Raw genomic sequence first — 16,648 nt, forward strand, 5'->3', positions numbered from 1 at the left:
TTCAGTCCCGGAAGTTGTTGTAGGACAGCGGCGTGTCGGCCATGTCCTTCTTCAGCATCGCGATCGCGACCTGCAGATCGTCGCGGTTCTTGCCGGTGATGCGCACGGTGTCGCCCTGGATCGAGGCCTGCACCTTCAGCGCACTCTTCTTGACGGCGGCCACGATCTTCTTGGCCAGCTCGGACTCGATGCCGTCCTTGATCTTGTAGACCTGCTTGACCTTGTCGCCGCCGAGCTTCTCGATCTTCTCGGCCTTGTCGAGGAAGCTGATGACCACATCCTGCTTGGTCAGCTTGGCGTAGAGCACGGCCTCGATCTGTTCGAGCTGGAACTCGCTGTGGCCGAAGGTCTGGATTTCCTTGTCCTTGTCCTTCAGTTCGATGCGGGCGCCGGTGCCCTTGAAGTCGAAGCGTGTCGCGATCTCCTTGGCGCTGTTGTCGACGCCATTCTTGATCTTGACCATATCGGGTTCGAGGACGGTATCAAAGCTGGGCATGTTTATTTGTCTGCTGTTGGGGTGAGGGGCCGGGTTCGGCCTCTCGATCGGTGAAAATTCTGCCATGCAGGAACAAGCTGTAAATCCCCCTAACGGGCCGACCGCACCGGCATGGCTGCTGGAGCGTGACGTCAATCTGAAGCCCTATAACAGCTTCGGCCTGCCGGCTGTGGCCCGCCAACTGGTGCGCATCCGCTCGGAAGCCGATGTGCGCCGCGTGGTGGACCACCCCAGCCTGGGCCGCTCGCCCAAGTTCGTGCTGGGCGGCGGCAGCAATATGGTGCTGACGCGCGATATCGAGGCCGTGGTGCTGAAGATCGAGATTCCTGGTTTGCGCCTGCTGGAAGAACGGGATGATGCCTGGATTATCGAGGCTGGCGCCGGCGTGCCCTGGCATGAGCTGGTGCGCTGGTCGATCGAGCAGGGTTATCCGGGGCTGGAGAACCTGGCCCTGATCCCCGGCACGGTCGGCGCCGCGCCGGTCCAGAACATCGGCGCCTACGGCATCGAGCTGAAGGATCGCTTCGACAGCCTGGATGCGGTGGACCTGGTGACCGGCCGGGCCGTGCATCTGCCGGCCTCGGTCTGCCGCTTCGGCTACCGCGACAGCGTGTTCAAGCAAACCGGCTTTGGCGGCCTGGCCGGCAAAAGCGTCATCACCAAGGTCAGGCTGCGCTGCCCCAAGCCCTGGCAGCCGCATATCGACTATCTGGATCTGCAGCGCAAGGTGGCCGAGACGGGCATCAGCGCGCCCAGCGCCCGCCAGATCTTCGACTGGGTCTGCGAGATTCGCAGCGCCAAGCTGCCCGACCCGGCCCGTATCGGCAATGCCGGCAGCTTCTTCAAGAACCCGGTGGTCAGCGAAGAGCAGTGCCGCGACATCATTGGCCGTGACCCCGGCATCGTCCACTACCCGATGCCCGACGGCACGGTGAAGCTGGCGGCCGGCTGGCTGATCGACGCCTGTGGCTGGAAGGGCAAGTCGGTCGGCGATGCGGCGGTCTACGAGCGCCAGGCCCTGGTGCTGGTCAATCGCGGCCAGGCGCGCGGGGCCGAGGTCGTGACGCTGGCGCGCGCGATCCAGGAGAGCGTTTACGGCCGCTTCGGCATCCGGCTGGAGCCGGAGCCCATCCTGCTTTGATTCAGCCCAGGCCGCGCCGGGCACACAGCTCGGCGCTTCGCTGCATGGCGCTCAGCAGGGCCTGAACCGCCCTCTGCAAGGCCGGTGCATCGGCACTGCCTGACTTGGCCAGCAGCTCCAGCTCGCGCGCGGCCGCAGTCACGCTGATCAGGCCCAGGCTGGCGCTGGCGCCCTTCAAGGCATGGGCCTCGGCGCGCAGCAGGGCGGCGTCCGCGCCGGCGGCCTGCAGGCGCTGCAGGCTGGCCGGTACTCCGCGCACAAAGGTCTGGTAGAGCGGCGCGATCTTGGTTGGCGGCAGGCTGCGGCGCAGCTCCAGCAGCACGCTGTCATCGAAACCGGTGTCCGGCAGCGCCGGCGCCGTCGGCAGCGCACGCGCCTCCTCATCGAGCAGGGCGGCCAGTGCGGCGATGCCGACCGGCTTGGCCAGGAAGCCATCCATGCCGGCCTGCAGCGCGCGCTCGCGCGACTCCTCGAAGGCATCGGCCGACAGCGCGATGATGCGGGTGCGCGACTTCGGCCCGGGCAGCTCGCGCATCGCCTGGGCGGCCTGGTAGCCGTCCATCATCGGCATGTGCAGGTCCATCAGCACCAGGTCGAAGTCGGCGGCCTTGAGCTGCTGCAGCGCATCGAAGCCGTTCTCGCAGAACACCGCCGCGTGCCCCAGCCGCTCCAGCACCGCTTCGAGGAAGCTGCGGTTGGTCAGGTGGTCCTCGGCGACCAGGATGCGCAGCCGTCGTGCCGGCGCGGCCATGGCGGCCGGGGGCGGCGAGGGTGCTTCGGCCGCTGCCGGGCAGGGCGGCAGCGGCAGCCGGGCCGTGAACACCGATCCGCGGCCGGGTTCGCTGCGTACCTCGATATCGCCGCCCATGGCCCGGGCCAGATTGCGCGAGATCTCCAGGCCGAGGCCGGTGCCGCCGAAGCGGCGCGAGCGCGTCTGATCGCCCTGGCTGAAGCGCTGGAACAGCTTGGCCTGGGTGGCGGCGTCCATGCCCAGGCCGGTATCGCTGACCTCGAACACCAGGGCCTCGGTCGTGCTGCTGACGCGCAGGCCCACCCGACCCCGCTCGGAGAACTTGATCGCATTGCTGAGCAGGTTCAACAGGATCTGGCGCAGCCGCGTCGGGTCGGCGCTGACCCAGGCCGGCACCTCGGCGTCCAGGCGCAGGCTCAGATCCAGCCCCTTCGCGCTGGCCTGCGGCCACAGCAGTTCCTCCAGCTCCTGCACCAGCCGGGCCGGCTGCATCGCTTCGGGCTGTATCGTGATGCCGCCGGCCTCCATCTTCGAGACATCGAGCACGTCGTTGAGGATGGCCAGCAGATGGCGGGCCGATTCGTGGGCGGCCTGCAGCTGCTCGCGCTGGGCAGGCTGCAGCTGGCCGTCCTGCAGCAGGCTCAGCATGCCCATGAGCCCATGCATCGGCGTGCGCAGCTCATGGCTCATATTGGCCAGGAAGATGCTCTTGGCGCGGCTGCCGGCCTCGGCCTCCTGGCGCGCCTGGCGCAGGGTCTCGGCCAGCGCTTCCTGCTCCCGGCCATGGCGGTCCAGGCTGCGGAACTGGCGGATCACGATCAGGGCCACGCCCAGCGACAGCAGGCATTGCAGCGCGGTCAGCCACAGGCTCAGGCTGCTTTGCGAGCGCACCATCTCATGGCGGCCGCTGACCTGGTTGGCCACATGGTGGGAGGCCGTCAGCGACAGCTCGCGGATCGCATCGGCCAGGCCGTCCATGCGATCAAGCAGGGCCTGCATGGTCGGCGACTGCTGCTGGATCAGCGCCGCGTCCAGCGGCAGCGCGTCGGCCCATTGCACAAAGGCCTTGGTGCGCTCCAAGGTGCGCTGGTAGTCGGGGTTGGCGCTGAGCACCTTGGCCGCGTACTCGCCCTCGATCAGGCTGAGCCGGCTGACGAAGATCTCGTAGCGCTGCGCCGCCTGCTCGGCCGCCTCGGGGCTGCGGTCCTGCCGCGCCTGGGTCAGCGCCAGGCGCAGCTTCAGGTACTCGACCTCGAACTGAAACAGGCTCCAGACCAGATAGTCGCCCTGGTAGCGGCTGGTGGTGTTGAGCAGCTCGAACTGGCGCGACTGCAGCAAGCCGACGGCGCCGAAGGCCATCACCAGCAGCACACCCATCGAGGCCAGCAGCAGGCGCAGCCGGCGCTGCCTGCTCGGGACGGTGGCGGCCGCGCTCAACGGATTTCCAGCGCCTTGAGTTGCCAGGCGCAGCGGGCGTAGTAAATGCTCGTGCGCAAGCGGGGATCGCTGTCGAAGGGGTAGATGATGAACAGCGGGCCCTTGTCGCGCAGCGGCATCGGCCGGTCGTCCATCTGCAGTGCCAGCATCACATCATGCAGCCTGACGTCGTCCATCGGGATCGTCACCTTGTAGTCATTGATGGCGATGGCCTCGATGCTCTGGCCCTGGGCCCCGGCGGCGGCCAGCACCTCGCGCAGCAGCGGGCCGCTGAACTTGCGCGGGCCGGCGTACCAGGGCGTCTTCTGCGTCAGGCTGTGCTGCGGAAAACCCTGCAGCCGTTTCATGTCGAACAGCGCACGCCCGTCCCGGTCGGGGCGGCCAAGCTTGCCGCCTATGCTCAGCAGCACCTTGTCCTCGGTGCTGGACTGGGCGGCGCCGGCGAATGCCGCAGCGGCGGCGCTACACAGCCAGTCGCGACGGTTCACGGTGATGGGGCAAGACATGGCACTCCAGTGCAGATCGGTGCAGATGTGGCGCCCGTGCGAGTCCGGGCCATGGTTGTTGCGCTTCATAGGCGTTGCCCGGCATTCTATTGATGCGCGGTGGCCGCGCCTGTTGGCACCCCCGCGAGTGGATGTGCCGCACATCAGCGGCGGGCTTGTCGCTCCGGTGACAAGCCCGCCGCCCCTGGCGCGACAAGATGCGGTCGACCCGCCGATGGAGACTTCCCGATGACAGCCGCCGATCCGCCCGCGCCCCACACCCGCCAGCATCTGTCATGGCCCCGGCGCCTGCCCCGCCGGCTGGAGATTCCCCGGACCTCGCTCTGGTTCAATCTGGAGGTGGCGGCGACCCGCTACCCCGACAAGGCCGCGACCCTCTTCTGCGGTCGTTCAATGACTTATGCGGAACTCAGATGCCAAGCCGAGGCGCTGGCCGGCTGGCTGCAGGCCCAGGGTGTGGGCAAGGGCGACCGCGTCGCGCTGTTCATGCAGAACTGCCCGCAGTTCCTGATCGCGTTCTACGCGATCAACCGCGCCGATGCGGTGGTCGTGCCGGTCAATCCGATGAACCGGGCCGAGGAGTTCGGCCACTACATCAGCGATCCCGAGACCCGGGTCGTGATCTGCAGCGCCGATCTGGCTGCCGTGGTCGATGCGGCCAACGCCGCCTTGCCGCCGGCCAAGCGTCTGCAGGCCCTGCTGGTGACCCGCTATGCCGAGGCCCTGCCCGAGGCCGGTGTCGATGCGGCGCTGGCCCCGGCCCTGCAGCAATGGCTGATGGCCGACCCGACCCTGCCTGCCGGCGCGGCGCGCTGGACCGAGGCGCTGGCGGCCGGCCTGGTGCCGGGGCCGCACAGCGCCGGCCCCGACGACCTGGCCCTGCTGCCCTACACCTCGGGCACGACCGGCCTGCCCAAGGGCTGCATGCACAGCAACCGCACGCTGATGGCCAATGCCTGCGGCGGCGGGCTCTGGGGCTATGCCTCGCCCGAGTCGGTCGGCCTGGCCGTGGTGCCGATGTTCCACATCACCGGCCTGCTGTACGGTGTGCTGGGCCCGATCTACCACGGCATGAGCCTGGTGATCATGCCGCGCTGGGACCGCGAACTGGCCGGGCAGCTGATCTCGCGCCACAAGGTCACGCACTGGACCTGCATCCCGACCATGATCATCGACCTGTTCGGCAGCCCCAACTACCAGAGCTTCGATCTCACCAGCCTGGTCTATCTGAGCGGCGGCGGCGCCGCGATGCCGCAGGCCGTGGCCGAGCGGTTGCGCACCGAGTTCGGCCTGACCTTTGCCGAAGGCTATGGCCTGACCGAGACCGCCGCACCCACCCATGCCAACCCGCCCGAGCGGGCCAAGCTGCAATGCCTGGGCATCCCGATCTTCGGGGTCGACTCGCGGGTGGTGGATCCGGTGACCTTGGCGGAGATGCCTCTCGGCGAGGTCGGCGAGATCATCAGCCACGGGCCCATGGTGTTCAAGGGCTACTGGCGCCAGCCCGAGGCGACGGCGGCGGCCTTTGTCGAGATCGACGGCAAGCGCTTCTTTCGCACCGGCGATCTGGGCCGCATGGACGAGGAGGGCTACTTCTTCATCACCGACCGGCTCAAGCGCATGATCAACGCCAGCGGCTACAAGGTCTGGCCCTCCGAGGTCGAGATGCTGCTCTACAAGCACCCGGCCGTGCAGGAGGCCTGCATCATCGGGGCCCGCGACGCCTACCGCGGCGAGACCGTCAAGGCCGTGGTGGTGCTGCGCGCCGACGCCGAGGCCATCACGGCCGAGGACCTCATCGGCTGGGCGCGCGAGCATATGGCGGCCTACAAGGTGCCGCGCCTGGTCGAGTTCGTCGCTAGCCTGCCCAAGTCCGGCTCGGGCAAGGTGATGTGGCGGCTGCTGCAGGAGAAGGAACGGGCCTGAGCGGACTCAGAAACCGGCACCGGGCTGGGCCAGATAGTCCTGCTCGGCGGCGGTGCTGCTGCGGCCCAGCGCCGCATTGCGATGCGGGAAACGGCCGAAGCGCGCGATGACGTCCAGATGGCGCCGCGCATAGTCCAACGCGCCGGCCAGGCGGGCATCGTCGGCCGCCAAGGCCTCGAACTCGCGCACGCAGCGCTGCTGCAGGGCCAGGTCCTCGGCATGTTCCAGCGGCATCAGCACGAACCAGCGCTGCAGGCTGCTCAGGCGGGCATAGGCCGGGCTGTCCAGCAGGCCCAGGGCCTGCTGCAGCGCCAACGCATCGCCGGCAAAGGCGGCGGCCTGGCCCCGGAAGGCATTGCGGCTGAACTGGTCCAGCACCAAGATCAGGGCCAGCCGGCCCAGCGGCGTCGCGCGCCAGTGGCTCAGCCCGCCTTGCTGCGCGGCCTGCAGCGTCGCGCCGAAGCGCTGGACGATCTCGGTATCGAAGACCTCGTTCTTCTGGAACCAGACGCTGCGGACCTGGCCCTCCTCGGCCGAGCCGAGCGGGCCGAACCAGAAGTTCAAGACCGCCTGCACGGCGGCCGGCTCGCACAGCCGCTGCCACTGCGGATGCCGGGCCAGATAGGTCTGCACATAGCTGCAGGCCGGCACCAGCTGCAGGCCTTGCGGCGCCAGCCAGGCCAGCACATGGGCCACCATCTGGCCGGCCAGGCCGCGGCCGCGCAGTGCCGCATCGGTGCCGGTGTGCGTGATGATCAGCCGCTCACCCTCGCGCAGATAGTCGACTTCGCAGCTCAGCCCGTCGACCCGGGCTTCGAAGCGCTGGGCGGGCTCGTTGTGTCGAATGTCCAGCGTGTTCATCAGCGCCCCAATTGCTGCCACAGATAGCTGTATTCCAGCGCCTGCAAGGTGGCACGCTGCTCGTTGTCGGCCGCGCCGCCGTGGCCGCCCTCGATGTTCTCGTAGTACAGCAGCTCATGGCCCTGGGCCTGCATCAGCGCGGCCATCTTGCGCGCATGGCCGGGGTGGACGCGGTCATCGCGGGTCGAGGTGGTGAACAAGACCTTGGGGTATTTCGTGCTCGGCTTGACGTTCTGGTAGGGGCTGTACTTCGAGATGAAGGCCCACTCGGCCGCATCGTCCGGGTTGCCGTACTCGGCCATCCAGGAGGCGCCGGCCAGCAGCGTGTGGTAGCGGCGCATGTCCAGCAGCGGCACCTGGCAGACCACCGCATTGAACAGCTCGGGGCGCTGCACAAACGTGGCACCGACCAGCAGGCCGCCATTGCTGCCGCCCATGATGCCCAGATGGCGCGGGCTGCTGATCTTGCGTGCGATCAGGTCCTCGGCCACCGCGATGAAATCGTCGTAGCTGCGCTGCTTGTTGGCCTTGGTGGCGGCCTGGTGCCAGGTCGGGCCGAACTCACCGCCGCCGCGGATATTGGCCAGCACCAGCACGCCGCCCTTGCCGTACCAGGCGCGGCCGAAGCCGCCCGAGTACCAGGGCTGCATAGACACCTCGAAGCCGCCGTAGCCGTAAAGCAGGGTCGGGTTCTTGCCGTCGGCGGTGGCACCGGCCGGCCAGATCACGAAGTAGGGCACTTCGGTGCCGTCGCGGCTCTTGGCGAAGAACTGCTCGGCCCGCATGCCCTCGGACTTGAACTTGGGCTCGCGGCTCTTCAGGGCCTCGCGCGCATCGCTGCCGGCCCGGGCCAGGAACAGGGTGTCGGGGGTCAGGAAGTCGGCGTAGTTCAGCAGGTAGCGGTCGCCCAGTTCGTCCCTGGGCAGCTCGCTGTCGTAGAGGCTGGCCAGGCTCAGCGTGCCGGGGAAGGGCGCCTGCACGGGGCGGTGCTTGGGCAGCTCGCCGGAAAAGTCCCATTCCTCCAACCGGCTGGCCACCTGGTCCGAGATGTTCAGGATCAGGTGCGAGCGGGTCAGGCTGTAGCCGGCCAGCGAGCGCGTCGGGGTCGGCGTGAACAGGGTCTGGAAGCGCCGCTCGCCGCGCAGATAGGCGGCCGCGTCGGTCAGCAGCAGTGCGCCGGCCGGGTAGGTCTGGCCGCCAACGGTCCAGTCGCTGCGCAGGCTCAGGATCAGGCGCTCGCCCCAGAACTGCTCCTGCACATCGCTGGGCAGGTCCAGCGCGAGCAGCTTGTCCTCGCGCTGCAGCAGGAAGCTGCGCTGGTTGTAGAAATCCAGCGCGCGGGTGAACAGGGTGCGGGGATGGCCCGGCGTCTGGTCGACATTGACCGACACCGCCACATCCTTGGCCACGCCCTCGAACACGGTCCTGGCCTCGCTCAGCGGCGTGCCGCGCTGCCAGCGCTTGATGATGCGCACATAGCCCGAGTCGGTCAGCGAGCCGGGGCCGAAGTCGGTGCCGACGTAAATCGTGTCGGCATCGATCCACTCGACCTGGCTCTTGGCCTCGGGCAGCGTGAAGCCGCCGGCCACGAAACGCTTGTCGACCAGATCGAATTCGCGCACCACACGGGCATCGGCGCCGCCGCGCGACAGCGACAGCAGGCAGCGCCGGTAGTCGGGCGCCAGGCAGCTGGCGCCGGCAAACACCCAGCTCTCGCCCTCGGCCTGGCCCAGTGCGTCGAGGTCCAGCACGGTCTCCCACTGGGGCTCGGGCTTGCGGTACTCGGCCAGGCTGGTGCGGCGCCACAGGCCGCGCTTGTGCTGCTCGTCCTGCCAGAGGTTGTAGAGCCAGTCGCCCTTGCGGCTGACGAAGGGGATGCGGTCCTTGGCGTTCAGCACATCGAGCAGATCGCGGCGGATGCCGGCGTACTCGGGGCGCGCCTGCAGCGTCTTCAGGCTCTGGGCATTGCGCTCGCGCACCCAGGCCAGCGCGCGCTCGCCCTGCACCTCTTCAAGCCATTGATAGGGGTCCGTGTCTTGAGCCATGGTGTGCAAGGAAGTCAGAACAAGCCCGCAGGCTAACAGCAGTGCCTTCATTCGGTGGCCACCTTCAAGGCGATCGGCGTGATCTCGACCGAGGCCTGCGCGGTCGAGACATAGATGCCGCCGTCCTGCACGCTGACCTGCAGCTGCATGCTGCGCTCGGCCAGCCGGGCCAGGGCCTGCGACTGTTCGTAGGGGATCTGCCAGACCGACAGGCGCGGCGCGCGCGTCAGCTTGGTCTCGATGCCGGCCCACCAGACCGGCGTGCTGCTGGCAAAGCCGATTACCGTGACCCTGTTCGCCTTGCCATGGGCCTTCATCAGGCGGCGGTCATCGGGCTGGCCCAGGTCGATCCAGTGCAGGACCTCGCCGGTCAGGCTGAGCTGCCAGAGGTCGGGTTCATCGACATCGGACAGGCCCTTGGTGAACTCGAGCCGGCCGTTCAGATCATCGGCCGGCGTGTGCAGCGCGAACGCCAGCACGCGGATCATCATGCGCTCGTCGGTCTCCGAAGGATGGCGCGCAATCGTCAGGTTGTGGTCGCCGTAGACATGGCGGTCCATGTCGGCGATCTGCACAAGAGCTTTGTGAATGGTGGCTTTGAGCGCCATATCGGGAGTCTCGGGAGCGGCAAAGCGGCGGATTATCGGGCTTGTTGCCCAGCATGGCATGATGCCGCCCTGGCGCCGCCGAGCCGGTGCCGCTGTGTTCACCCCCGCGCTGAAGAGTCCTGCCATGAAACGATTCCTGCTTTCCGCCTGCATTGCCGCCTTGCTGCCCGCGCTGGCCCTGGCCCAGACGGCCAATCCGAACGCCAAGGTCGACCCCAAGAACAACAAGGTCAGCCGCCCCGTCGTCGAGAAACCCAAGCAGAAGCTGATGACGCGCGATGAATTGCGCGCCTGCCTGACGACCTTCGACAAGAACGAGACCGACGCCAAGGACATCAAGGCCGCCCAGGCCGCGAATGCCCAGGAGCGTGCCGAGATGGTCAAGTCCAAGGAAGAGCTGACCCAGCAGGGCACCGCGCTGACCACCACCGGCGCCGAGCTGAAGGCCGAACGCGAAGAGCTGATCAAGGGCCAGGAAGTGATCAAGGCCCAACTGCCCAAGATGGAGCGCCCGGACGCCGAGAAGGTGCTGGCCGACTACAAGGCCAAGGCGGCCGCGCACGACGCCCGGATCGATGCCTTCAACGCCAGCAAGACCAAGTACAGCGCCGACGCCAAGGCCTTCGACGCCAAGGTCGAGAAGCACAATGCCGATACCCAGGCCCTGCAGGCCCGCGCCGAAGCGCATCTGGACAAGGTCGACGACTGGAAGGAAGACTGCAGCAAGAAGCCCTATGACGAGGCCGACGAGATCGCCGTCAAGAAAGAGCTGGGCCTGAAGTAAGTCACCGGACCGCACGGTTTTTGAACGGCGCCACCCCCACCGGGCTGGCGCCGTTTCTACAATCGCGCCACCCCAACAACACCATGGCGGCGCCACCCCTGCCGCCATCACAGTGAGACAAGGCATGAGCAACCCCCTGCTGCAAGACTGGAACACCCCCTACGGCCTGCCGCCTTTTGCCCGGATCGAGGCCGCGCATTTCGCGCCGGCCTTCGAGGCGGCGCTGGCCGAGCACCGCGCCGAGCTCGATGCGATCGCCCAGCAGAGCGCCACGCCGAGCTTCGAGAACACCCTGGCGGCGTTCGACCGCAGCGGCCGCCTGCTGACCCGGCTCGAGCATCTGTTCTACACCTTGGCCGCCTCGGCCACCTCGCCCGAGCTGCAGGCCGCCCAGCGTGCGCTGGCCGCCCCGCTGGCCGCGCATGGCAATGCCGTCTATATGCATGCCGAGCTGTTCAAGCGCGTGGACGCGCTGCATGCCGAACGCCAGGCCCTGGGCCTGGCGCCTGAGCAGCTGCGCCTGCTGGAGCGTGTGCATCTGGACTTTGTGCGCGCCGGCGCCAAGCTGCAGGGCGAGTCGCAGCGCCGCTATGCTCAGGTGGTCGAGCGCCTGGCCGAGCTGCACACGCTGTTTGCGCAGAACGTGCTGGCCGACGAAAGCGGCTATCAGCTGCTGCTGCAGGGTGAGGACGAGCTGGCCGGTCTGCCGGACTTCGTGCGTGCCGCCGCGCGCCAGGCCGCCGTCGATCGTGGCCTGGGCGAGGGCGTCCATGCGATCACCCTGTCGCGCTCGCATATCGTGCCCTTCCTGACCTTCAGCGAACGCCGCGATCTGCGCGAGCAGGCCTGGCGCGCCTGGGTGGGCCGCGGGGAAAAAGCCGGCGAGACCGACAACCGCGCGGTGGCCCAGCAGATTCTGAGCCTGCGCAACGAGCAGGCCCGCCTGCACGGCCATGCCTGCTATGCCGACTATGCGCTGGCCGACACCATGGCCGGCACACGCGCGGCGGTGCAGGGCCTGCTGACCCAGGTCTGGGAGCCGGCCAAGGCCGCCGCCGAGGGCGAGCGCCAGCTGCTTGAAGGCATGATGGCTTCGCTGGGCCACCGCTTCGAGCTGCAGGCCTGGGACTGGCGCTTCTATGCCGAGAAGGTGCGCAAGGCCCGCTACGATCTCGACGAGGCCGAGGTCAAGCCCTACTTCCCGCTGGATGCGATGGTGCAGGCCCTGTTCGATTGCGCCGGCCGTCTGTTCGGCCTGCGCTTCGTCGCCAAGCCCGAGGTCGCCGGCTATCACGCCGATGTCAAGGTCTACGAGGTGCAGGGGGCCGACGGCGCGCCGCGCGGCGTCTTTTTGCAGGACAACTTCGCCCGCGCGACCAAGCGCAGCGGCGCCTGGATGAACGCCTTGCGCTGGCAGGCCCGCAACGAGATCGGCGCGATCCCGGTGATCCTGAACAACAACAACTTTGCCAAGGGCGCGCCCGGCGAGCCGACGCTGCTGAGTTTCGACGACGCCCGCACGCTGTTCCACGAGTTCGGCCATGGCCTGCACGGCCTGCTGTCCAATGTCGAGTACGAGCGCCTGTCGGGCACCCAGGTGCTGCGCGACTTTGTCGAGCTGCCCTCGCAGCTGTTCGAGCACTGGATGAGCGAGCCCGAGGTGCTGAGGAAGCATGCCCGCCACTACCAGACCGGCGCGGTGATCCCCGACGCGCTGCTGGCCAAGCTGAAGGCCGCCGAGCTGTTCAACCAGGGCTATGAGACGGTGCGCTACACCGCCAGCGCCCTGGTCGACATGGCCGTGCATTCGCTGACCGACGAGCAAGGCCCGGACATCACCGAGTTCGAGGCCCGGACCATGGCGGCCTACGGCCTGCCGGCCGCAATCGGCATGAACCACCGGCTGGCGCATTTCCAGCACCTGTTCGCCGGCAGCGGCTATGCCGCCGGCTACTACGTCTATATGTGGGCCGAGGTGCTGGATGCCGATGGCTACGAGGCCTTTGTCGAGGCGGGCAGCCCCTTCGACCCCCAGGTCGCGCAGGCCCTGCTGAACCATATCTACGCCAGCGGCAACAGCCGCGAGCCGCGCGAGGCCTACCGGGCCTTCCGGGGTCGTGATGCGGTGGTGGCGCCGATGCTGCGGGGCCGGGGTCTGCTGCCGGCCTGATCGACCGGGATCGGGCGGATCGGTTTCAGGCCTTGCCGAAGCGGGCGTCCAGCCCGCTCAGAAAGGCCTTGAAGTCGATCGGCTTGGTCCAGTAGTCGGTGAAGCCCGCCTCGCGGGCGCGCCGGATGTCCTCGGGCATCGCGTTGGCCGACAGCGCGATGCAGGGGATGGCGGCGGTCTGCGCATCGGCGCGCAGCAGCTGCAATACCTCGTAACCATTGAAGTCGGGCAGTTGCATATCCAACAGGATTAGGTCCGGCTGCATGGTCCGTGCGCGCGCCAGACCGCGGCCACCATCCTCTTCGCAGACCAGCTGGAGCAGCGGACGCTGCGCCACCAACTCCTGCACCACCAGCTGATTGACCGGGTTGTCCTCGATATAGAGCAGCTTGCCGGCGCCGGCAGGCTGGCCAGAGGGGATGGGTCTGATGGGGCTGAACTCTGTCACTCGCGGGTCTCCGGGGCTACGACTACAAATGTAGCGCCTGACGTGGCAGCATGGATCCATTCGTGGGAGTGATGACATGCATGTGGGAATTCTGACCGGCGGTGGAGATTGCCCGGGCCTGAACGCGGTGATACGGGCGCTGACCCTGGCGCTGACCGAGGCCGGCGGCGTGCGCGTCAGCGGCATACGGCAGGGTTTTCTGGGCCTGCTGGAAGACCGGGTGCAGCCGCTCGACGCCGCCCGGCTGCGCGGCCTGATCAACCAGGGCGGCACCGTGCTGGGCAGCCACAACCGGGCCGATCCCTTTGCCTATTTCGGCGCCGGCGGTGCCGACTGCTCGGCCCGGGCGCTGGACTGCCTGCAGCGCCATGGCATCGAGGTGCTGGTGGCCGTCGGCGGCGACGGCACGATGACGATCGCCGAGCGCTTTGCGCGCCTGGGCGTGCCGGTGGTGGGCGTGCCCAAGACCATAGACAACGATCTGATGCACAACGAGCGCAGCTTCGGCTTCGACAGCGCGGTGGCGGTGGTGGCCGATGCGCTGGAGCGGCTGAGCACCACGGCGCGCAGCCATGGCCGCGTGATGGTGCTGGAGACCATGGGCCGGCATGCCGGCTGGATCGCGCTGGAGGGCGGGCTGGCCGGCGGTGCCGACGCCATCGTGCTGCCCGAGCTGGGCTATGACGGCCAGGCGCTGGCCGCGCTGTGCGAGCGGCGCAGCCGCGAGCAGGGCTATGCGCTGGTCTGCGTGGCCGAGGGCGTCAAGCTCGCCGCCGCAGGCGAGAGCGCGGGCGCGGGCGAGACGGTCGGTCAGCGGCTGATGCAAGACCTGGCCCCGCGCCTGGGCCCCGAGGCCGAGCTGCGCTACACCTTGCTGGGCCATCTGCAGCGCGGCGGTGCACCGACCGCCTTCGACCGGGTGCTCGCCACCCGCTTCGGCGTGCAGGCGGCGCAACTGGTGCTGCAGCGCCGCCATGGGCAGATGGTGGCCCTGCAGGGTGATCGCTGCGTGGCCGTGAGCCTGACCGATGTGGCCGGGGCCAGCCGCCTGGTGCCGCTCGATCATGAGCTGATGCAGGCGGCGCGTTGCCTGGGTGTGCTGGCCAATCCCTGAGGGCGCCGGCAGCACCGGTTTTCAATTGATGCCATCATCTGGCCCTGCAATCCCGCCAGCCTGATCGATTTCGCGATGACAGCTCCAACGCAAAAATTCGCCGCCGTGACCGGCGCCGGCAGCGGCATCGGCCGGGCCTGCGCCCAGGCCCTGGCCGGCGCCGGCTACCGCGTGGCCCTGCTGGGCCGGCGCATGGAGGCGCTGGAGGAAACCGCCGCGGCGGCGCCCGAGCGCTATCTGCTGCTGCCCACCGATGTCAGCCAGCCGCAGGCGGTGGCCCTGGCCTTCGAGCGCATCCGTGAAGCGTTCGGCCGGCTCGATCTGCTGTTCAACAACGCCGGCATGTCGGCGCGCGGCGTCTGTATCGACGAGCTGCCGTTCGAGCAATGGCAGGCGGTGGTCGACGTCAACCTGACCGGCAGCTTCCTCTGCGCCCAGGCGGCTTTTCGTCTGATGAAGGCCCAGCAGCCCCAGGGCGGCCGCATCATCAACAACGGCTCGATCTCGGCCCATGCGCCGCGTCCCAATTCCGCCCCCTACACCTCGACCAAGCATGCGATCACCGGTCTGACCAAATCGCTGTCGCTGGACGGCCGGCCGTTCGACATCGCCTGCGGCCAGCTCGATATCGGCAATGCGCTGACCGAGATGGCGCGGCCTATGACCCAGGGCGTGCGCCAGGCCAACGGCGAGATCGCCGTCGAGGCGACAATGGATGTGGCCCATGTGGCCAGCGCGCTGCTCTATATGGCCGGCCTGCCGCTGCAGGCCAATGTGCAGAACATGACCGTGATGGCGACGAAGATGCCCTTTGTCGGCCGCGGTTGACTTCGTAAAGGATAGGTTTTGCTGTCTGCTGTTGTTACGTTTGCCCTGCGTCTGCTGCTCGCGGTCGCCACCGTCGTGCTGGTGCTGGGCCTGATGGCCGTGGCCCTGGTGACGATGCTGGGCCTGATGCTGTGGAGTCTGGTGCGGGGCCGCAAGCCCGTCATCGATGTCTCGGGCTTTGCCCGTGCGCGCCAGCAGTTCCGCCGTGGTGCCGCAGCCAGGACCATGGGCGAGGTCGTCGATGTCGAGGTGCGCGAGGTCAAGCCCTCGCAGCCGCGGCTGGAGCCCTGAGCCTCACCAGCGCTTGGCGCCCAGCTCCTGCAGGATCTCGCCATAGATGCGGAAGCGCGAGGGGCTGATCAGACCGGCCGCGGCGGCGGCACGGACGCCGCAGTCCGGCTCATGCTGGTGGGTGCAGTTGTAGAAACGGCAGTGGTCGGCATGCCGGCGCAGGTCCGGCATCAAGAGCGGCAGCTGTTCGGCCGTGATCTGCTGCAGGCCGAATTCCTGGAAGCCCGGTGAGTCGATCAGCGCGGTCTGGCGCTGTGCGTCGACCCAGTACCACTGCGTCGTCGTCGTCGTGTGCCGGCCCGAATTCAGCGCCTGCGAGATCTCGCCGATCTGCGCCTTGGCATCGGGGATCAAGAGATTGATCAGCGTGCTTTTGCCGGTGCCGCTAGGCCCCAGCACAAAGGTGCGCTTGCCTTCCAGCCAGGGCGAGAGCAGGGCGCTGGAGCCGACCGGGTCGGCCTTCAGCGCGACCTCCATCACCTCCAGCCCCATCTCGCGGTAGGGCAGCAGGCGTTCGCGGGCCTGCTCGGTGCCCGGCAGGTCGGTCTTGTTCAAGGCGATGCGCACCGCGATGCCGGCGCTCTCGGCCGCGATCAGTGCGCGGCACAGCTGGCTCTCGCTGAACACCGGCTCCACCGCGACCAGGATCAGCAGCTGATCGAGATTGGCGGCGAAACTCTTGGTCTTCCACTCGTCCTGTCGGAACAGCAGATTGCGGCGCGGCTCGACGGCCTCGATCACCCCCTCGTCCGAACCCGACGGTGCCCAGCGCACCTGGTCGCCGACCACGCAGTCGCTCTTCTTGCCGCGCGGATGACAGACCAGGCGACGGCCGTCGGCGTCTTCGACGATGTAGTGCCGGCCGTGGCCGCGCACCACCAGACCGAGGTCCAGCGCGTTGAATTTGCTCATCCGGCCGTGGCCTCGGGCAGGGCACTCACTTGAGCGGCGCAGATGAAATCGTTGGGGGTCAGGCCTTGCGCCGAATGGGTACTGAAGCTGACGGTGCAGGCATCGAAGCCGACCATCATCTCCGGGTGATGGTCCTGCGCATGGGCGATCTCGGCCACCGCGTTGACGAAGGCCATGGTCTGGTAGAAGTTCTCAAAATCGAAGCGCCGCCCGATCACCTTGTGCTCGGTGTCGGCGGCCCAGCCGGGCGTCTGTGCCAGCCAGTCGGCCAGCTGTTCGAGCGGCAGGGCCTCGCGCTGGGGCGTGCATTGGGCAAGAAGAAGATTCATG

16 protein-coding genes are annotated in these 16,648 nt (G+C 68.1%); 7 read left to right on the top strand and 9 right to left on the bottom strand.

What is annotated here, in order from left to right; all coding sequences use genetic code 11:
• Position 1: 1 nt before the first annotated feature.
• Positions 2-496, bottom strand: coding sequence for a YajQ family cyclic di-GMP-binding protein (locus ABGI63_RS14455; protein WP_349743096.1), 495 nt, complete (start codon positions 494-496; stop codon positions 2-4).
• Between the two features lie 64 nt (positions 497-560).
• Here ABGI63_RS14455 and murB point away from each other — a divergent pair, with 64 nt between their 5' ends.
• Positions 561-1,637 (top strand): UDP-N-acetylmuramate dehydrogenase, encoded by a 1,077-nt coding sequence (gene murB, locus ABGI63_RS14460; protein ID WP_137942102.1) that lies wholly within the window; start codon positions 561-563, stop codon positions 1,635-1,637.
• A 1-nt stretch (position 1,638) separates the two neighbouring features.
• On the opposite strand, the gene ABGI63_RS14465 is transcribed toward murB, so the two are convergent.
• Together ABGI63_RS14465 and ABGI63_RS14470 are read right to left on the bottom strand one after the other, a co-directional pair.
• On the bottom strand, positions 1,639-3,825 hold the full coding sequence (locus tag ABGI63_RS14465) for an ATP-binding protein (RefSeq protein ID WP_349743097.1): 2,187 nt from the start codon (positions 3,823-3,825) through the stop codon (positions 1,639-1,641).
• The gene (locus ABGI63_RS14470) at positions 3,822-4,400 is read right to left on the bottom strand and encodes a putative pterin-binding protein (RefSeq protein ID WP_349743098.1); all 579 of its coding nucleotides are present in this window, start codon (positions 4,398-4,400) and stop codon (positions 3,822-3,824) included. The genes ABGI63_RS14465 and ABGI63_RS14470 overlap by 4 nt, the downstream gene beginning before the upstream one ends.
• A 159-nt stretch (positions 4,401-4,559) precedes the next feature.
• Here ABGI63_RS14470 and ABGI63_RS14475 point away from each other — a divergent pair, with 159 nt between their 5' ends.
• Positions 4,560-6,257 (top strand): long-chain fatty acid--CoA ligase, encoded by a 1,698-nt coding sequence (locus tag ABGI63_RS14475; RefSeq protein WP_349743099.1) that lies wholly within the window; start codon positions 4,560-4,562, stop codon positions 6,255-6,257.
• Positions 6,258-6,263: 6 nt separating this feature from the next.
• Here the strand turns inward: ABGI63_RS14475 and ABGI63_RS14480 are convergent, their stop codons facing one another.
• From ABGI63_RS14480 to ABGI63_RS14490, 3 genes are read right to left on the bottom strand one after another with little or no spacing between them, the layout of a single operon-like run.
• Entirely contained in the window at positions 6,264-7,118 is an 855-nt protein-coding gene (locus ABGI63_RS14480) for a DUF924 family protein (protein ID WP_349743100.1), read from the bottom strand.
• Positions 7,118-9,163 (bottom strand): prolyl oligopeptidase family serine peptidase, encoded by a 2,046-nt coding sequence (locus ABGI63_RS14485; protein WP_349743101.1) that lies wholly within the window; start codon positions 9,161-9,163, stop codon positions 7,118-7,120. Before ABGI63_RS14485 ends, ABGI63_RS14480 begins: the two co-directional genes overlap by 1 nt.
• 47 nt (positions 9,164-9,210) lie before the next feature.
• A complete protein-coding gene (locus tag ABGI63_RS14490; RefSeq protein ID WP_349743102.1) occupies positions 9,211-9,771 on the bottom strand; it encodes a YaeQ family protein in 561 nt (186 codons plus the stop codon).
• A gap of 124 nt (positions 9,772-9,895) precedes the next feature.
• Here ABGI63_RS14490 and ABGI63_RS14495 point away from each other — a divergent pair, with 124 nt between their 5' ends.
• Together ABGI63_RS14495 and ABGI63_RS14500 are read left to right on the top strand one after the other, a co-directional pair.
• The gene (locus ABGI63_RS14495; protein WP_349743103.1) at positions 9,896-10,555 is read left to right on the top strand and encodes a hypothetical protein; all 660 of its coding nucleotides are present in this window, start codon (positions 9,896-9,898) and stop codon (positions 10,553-10,555) included.
• Positions 10,556-10,679: 124 nt separating this feature from the next.
• Entirely contained in the window at positions 10,680-12,725 is a 2,046-nt protein-coding gene (locus tag ABGI63_RS14500) for a M3 family metallopeptidase (RefSeq protein ID WP_349743104.1), read from the top strand.
• 25 nt (positions 12,726-12,750) lie between these two features.
• On the opposite strand, the gene ABGI63_RS14505 is transcribed toward ABGI63_RS14500, so the two are convergent.
• Positions 12,751-13,173 (bottom strand): response regulator, encoded by a 423-nt coding sequence (locus ABGI63_RS14505; protein ID WP_349743105.1) that lies wholly within the window; start codon positions 13,171-13,173, stop codon positions 12,751-12,753.
• Between the two features lie 76 nt (positions 13,174-13,249).
• Here ABGI63_RS14505 and ABGI63_RS14510 point away from each other — a divergent pair, with 76 nt between their 5' ends.
• The 3 genes from ABGI63_RS14510 to ABGI63_RS14520 all read left to right on the top strand — a co-directional run bounded on the left by ABGI63_RS14510 (position 13,250) and on the right by ABGI63_RS14520 (position 15,406).
• Positions 13,250-14,287, top strand: a complete 1,038-nt coding sequence (locus ABGI63_RS14510; RefSeq protein WP_349743106.1) for a 6-phosphofructokinase — start codon at positions 13,250-13,252, stop codon at positions 14,285-14,287.
• A 75-nt stretch (positions 14,288-14,362) separates the two neighbouring features.
• On the top strand, positions 14,363-15,115 hold the full coding sequence (locus ABGI63_RS14515) for an SDR family oxidoreductase (RefSeq protein WP_349743107.1): 753 nt from the start codon (positions 14,363-14,365) through the stop codon (positions 15,113-15,115).
• An 18-nt stretch (positions 15,116-15,133) separates the two neighbouring features.
• Positions 15,134-15,406 carry a hypothetical protein gene (locus ABGI63_RS14520; RefSeq protein ID WP_349743108.1) on the top strand — a complete coding sequence of 91 codons (273 nt, stop codon included), beginning with the start codon at positions 15,134-15,136 and terminating at the stop codon, positions 15,404-15,406.
• A gap of 3 nt (positions 15,407-15,409) precedes the next feature.
• On the opposite strand, the gene rsgA is transcribed toward ABGI63_RS14520, so the two are convergent.
• Both rsgA and ABGI63_RS14530 read right to left on the bottom strand, forming a co-directional pair.
• Positions 15,410-16,360 (bottom strand): ribosome small subunit-dependent GTPase A, encoded by a 951-nt coding sequence (gene rsgA, locus ABGI63_RS14525; protein ID WP_432767422.1) that lies wholly within the window; start codon positions 16,358-16,360, stop codon positions 15,410-15,412.
• Entirely contained in the window at positions 16,315-16,647 is a 333-nt protein-coding gene (locus ABGI63_RS14530) for a 4a-hydroxytetrahydrobiopterin dehydratase (protein ID WP_269840202.1), read from the bottom strand. The genes rsgA and ABGI63_RS14530 overlap by 46 nt, the downstream gene beginning before the upstream one ends.
• Position 16,648 lies beyond the last annotated feature (1 nt).

The sequence above is a fragment of the Roseateles cavernae genome, from assembly GCF_040187885.1.
Classification (GTDB): Bacteria; Pseudomonadota; Gammaproteobacteria; order Burkholderiales; family Burkholderiaceae_C; genus Roseateles_E; species Roseateles_E cavernae.

Bases quoted from the DNA above. Each gene is read 5' to 3' on its own strand.
- ABGI63_RS14500 (WP_349743104.1), top strand. From the start codon at position 10,680: ATGAGCAACCCCCTGCTGCAAGACTGGAACACCCCCTACGGCCTGCCG.
- ABGI63_RS14475 (WP_349743099.1), top strand. From the start codon at position 4,560: ATGACAGCCGCCGATCCGCCCGCGCCCCACACCCGCCAGCATCTGTCA.
- ABGI63_RS14515 (WP_349743107.1), top strand. From the start codon at position 14,363: ATGACAGCTCCAACGCAAAAATTCGCCGCCGTGACCGGCGCCGGCAGC.
- ABGI63_RS14530 (WP_269840202.1), bottom strand. From the start codon at position 16,647: ATGAATCTTCTTCTTGCCCAATGCACGCCCCAGCGCGAGGCCCTGCCG.
- ABGI63_RS14470 (WP_349743098.1), bottom strand. From the start codon at position 4,400: ATGAAGCGCAACAACCATGGCCCGGACTCGCACGGGCGCCACATCTGC.
- ABGI63_RS14510 (WP_349743106.1), top strand. From the start codon at position 13,250: ATGCATGTGGGAATTCTGACCGGCGGTGGAGATTGCCCGGGCCTGAAC.
- ABGI63_RS14495 (WP_349743103.1), top strand. From the start codon at position 9,896: ATGAAACGATTCCTGCTTTCCGCCTGCATTGCCGCCTTGCTGCCCGCG.
- ABGI63_RS14490 (WP_349743102.1), bottom strand. From the start codon at position 9,771: ATGGCGCTCAAAGCCACCATTCACAAAGCTCTTGTGCAGATCGCCGAC.
- murB (WP_137942102.1), top strand. From the start codon at position 561: ATGCAGGAACAAGCTGTAAATCCCCCTAACGGGCCGACCGCACCGGCA.
- ABGI63_RS14485 (WP_349743101.1), bottom strand. From the start codon at position 9,163: ATGGCTCAAGACACGGACCCCTATCAATGGCTTGAAGAGGTGCAGGGC.
- ABGI63_RS14480 (WP_349743100.1), bottom strand. From the start codon at position 7,118: ATGAACACGCTGGACATTCGACACAACGAGCCCGCCCAGCGCTTCGAA.
- ABGI63_RS14455 (WP_349743096.1), bottom strand. From the start codon at position 496: ATGCCCAGCTTTGATACCGTCCTCGAACCCGATATGGTCAAGATCAAG.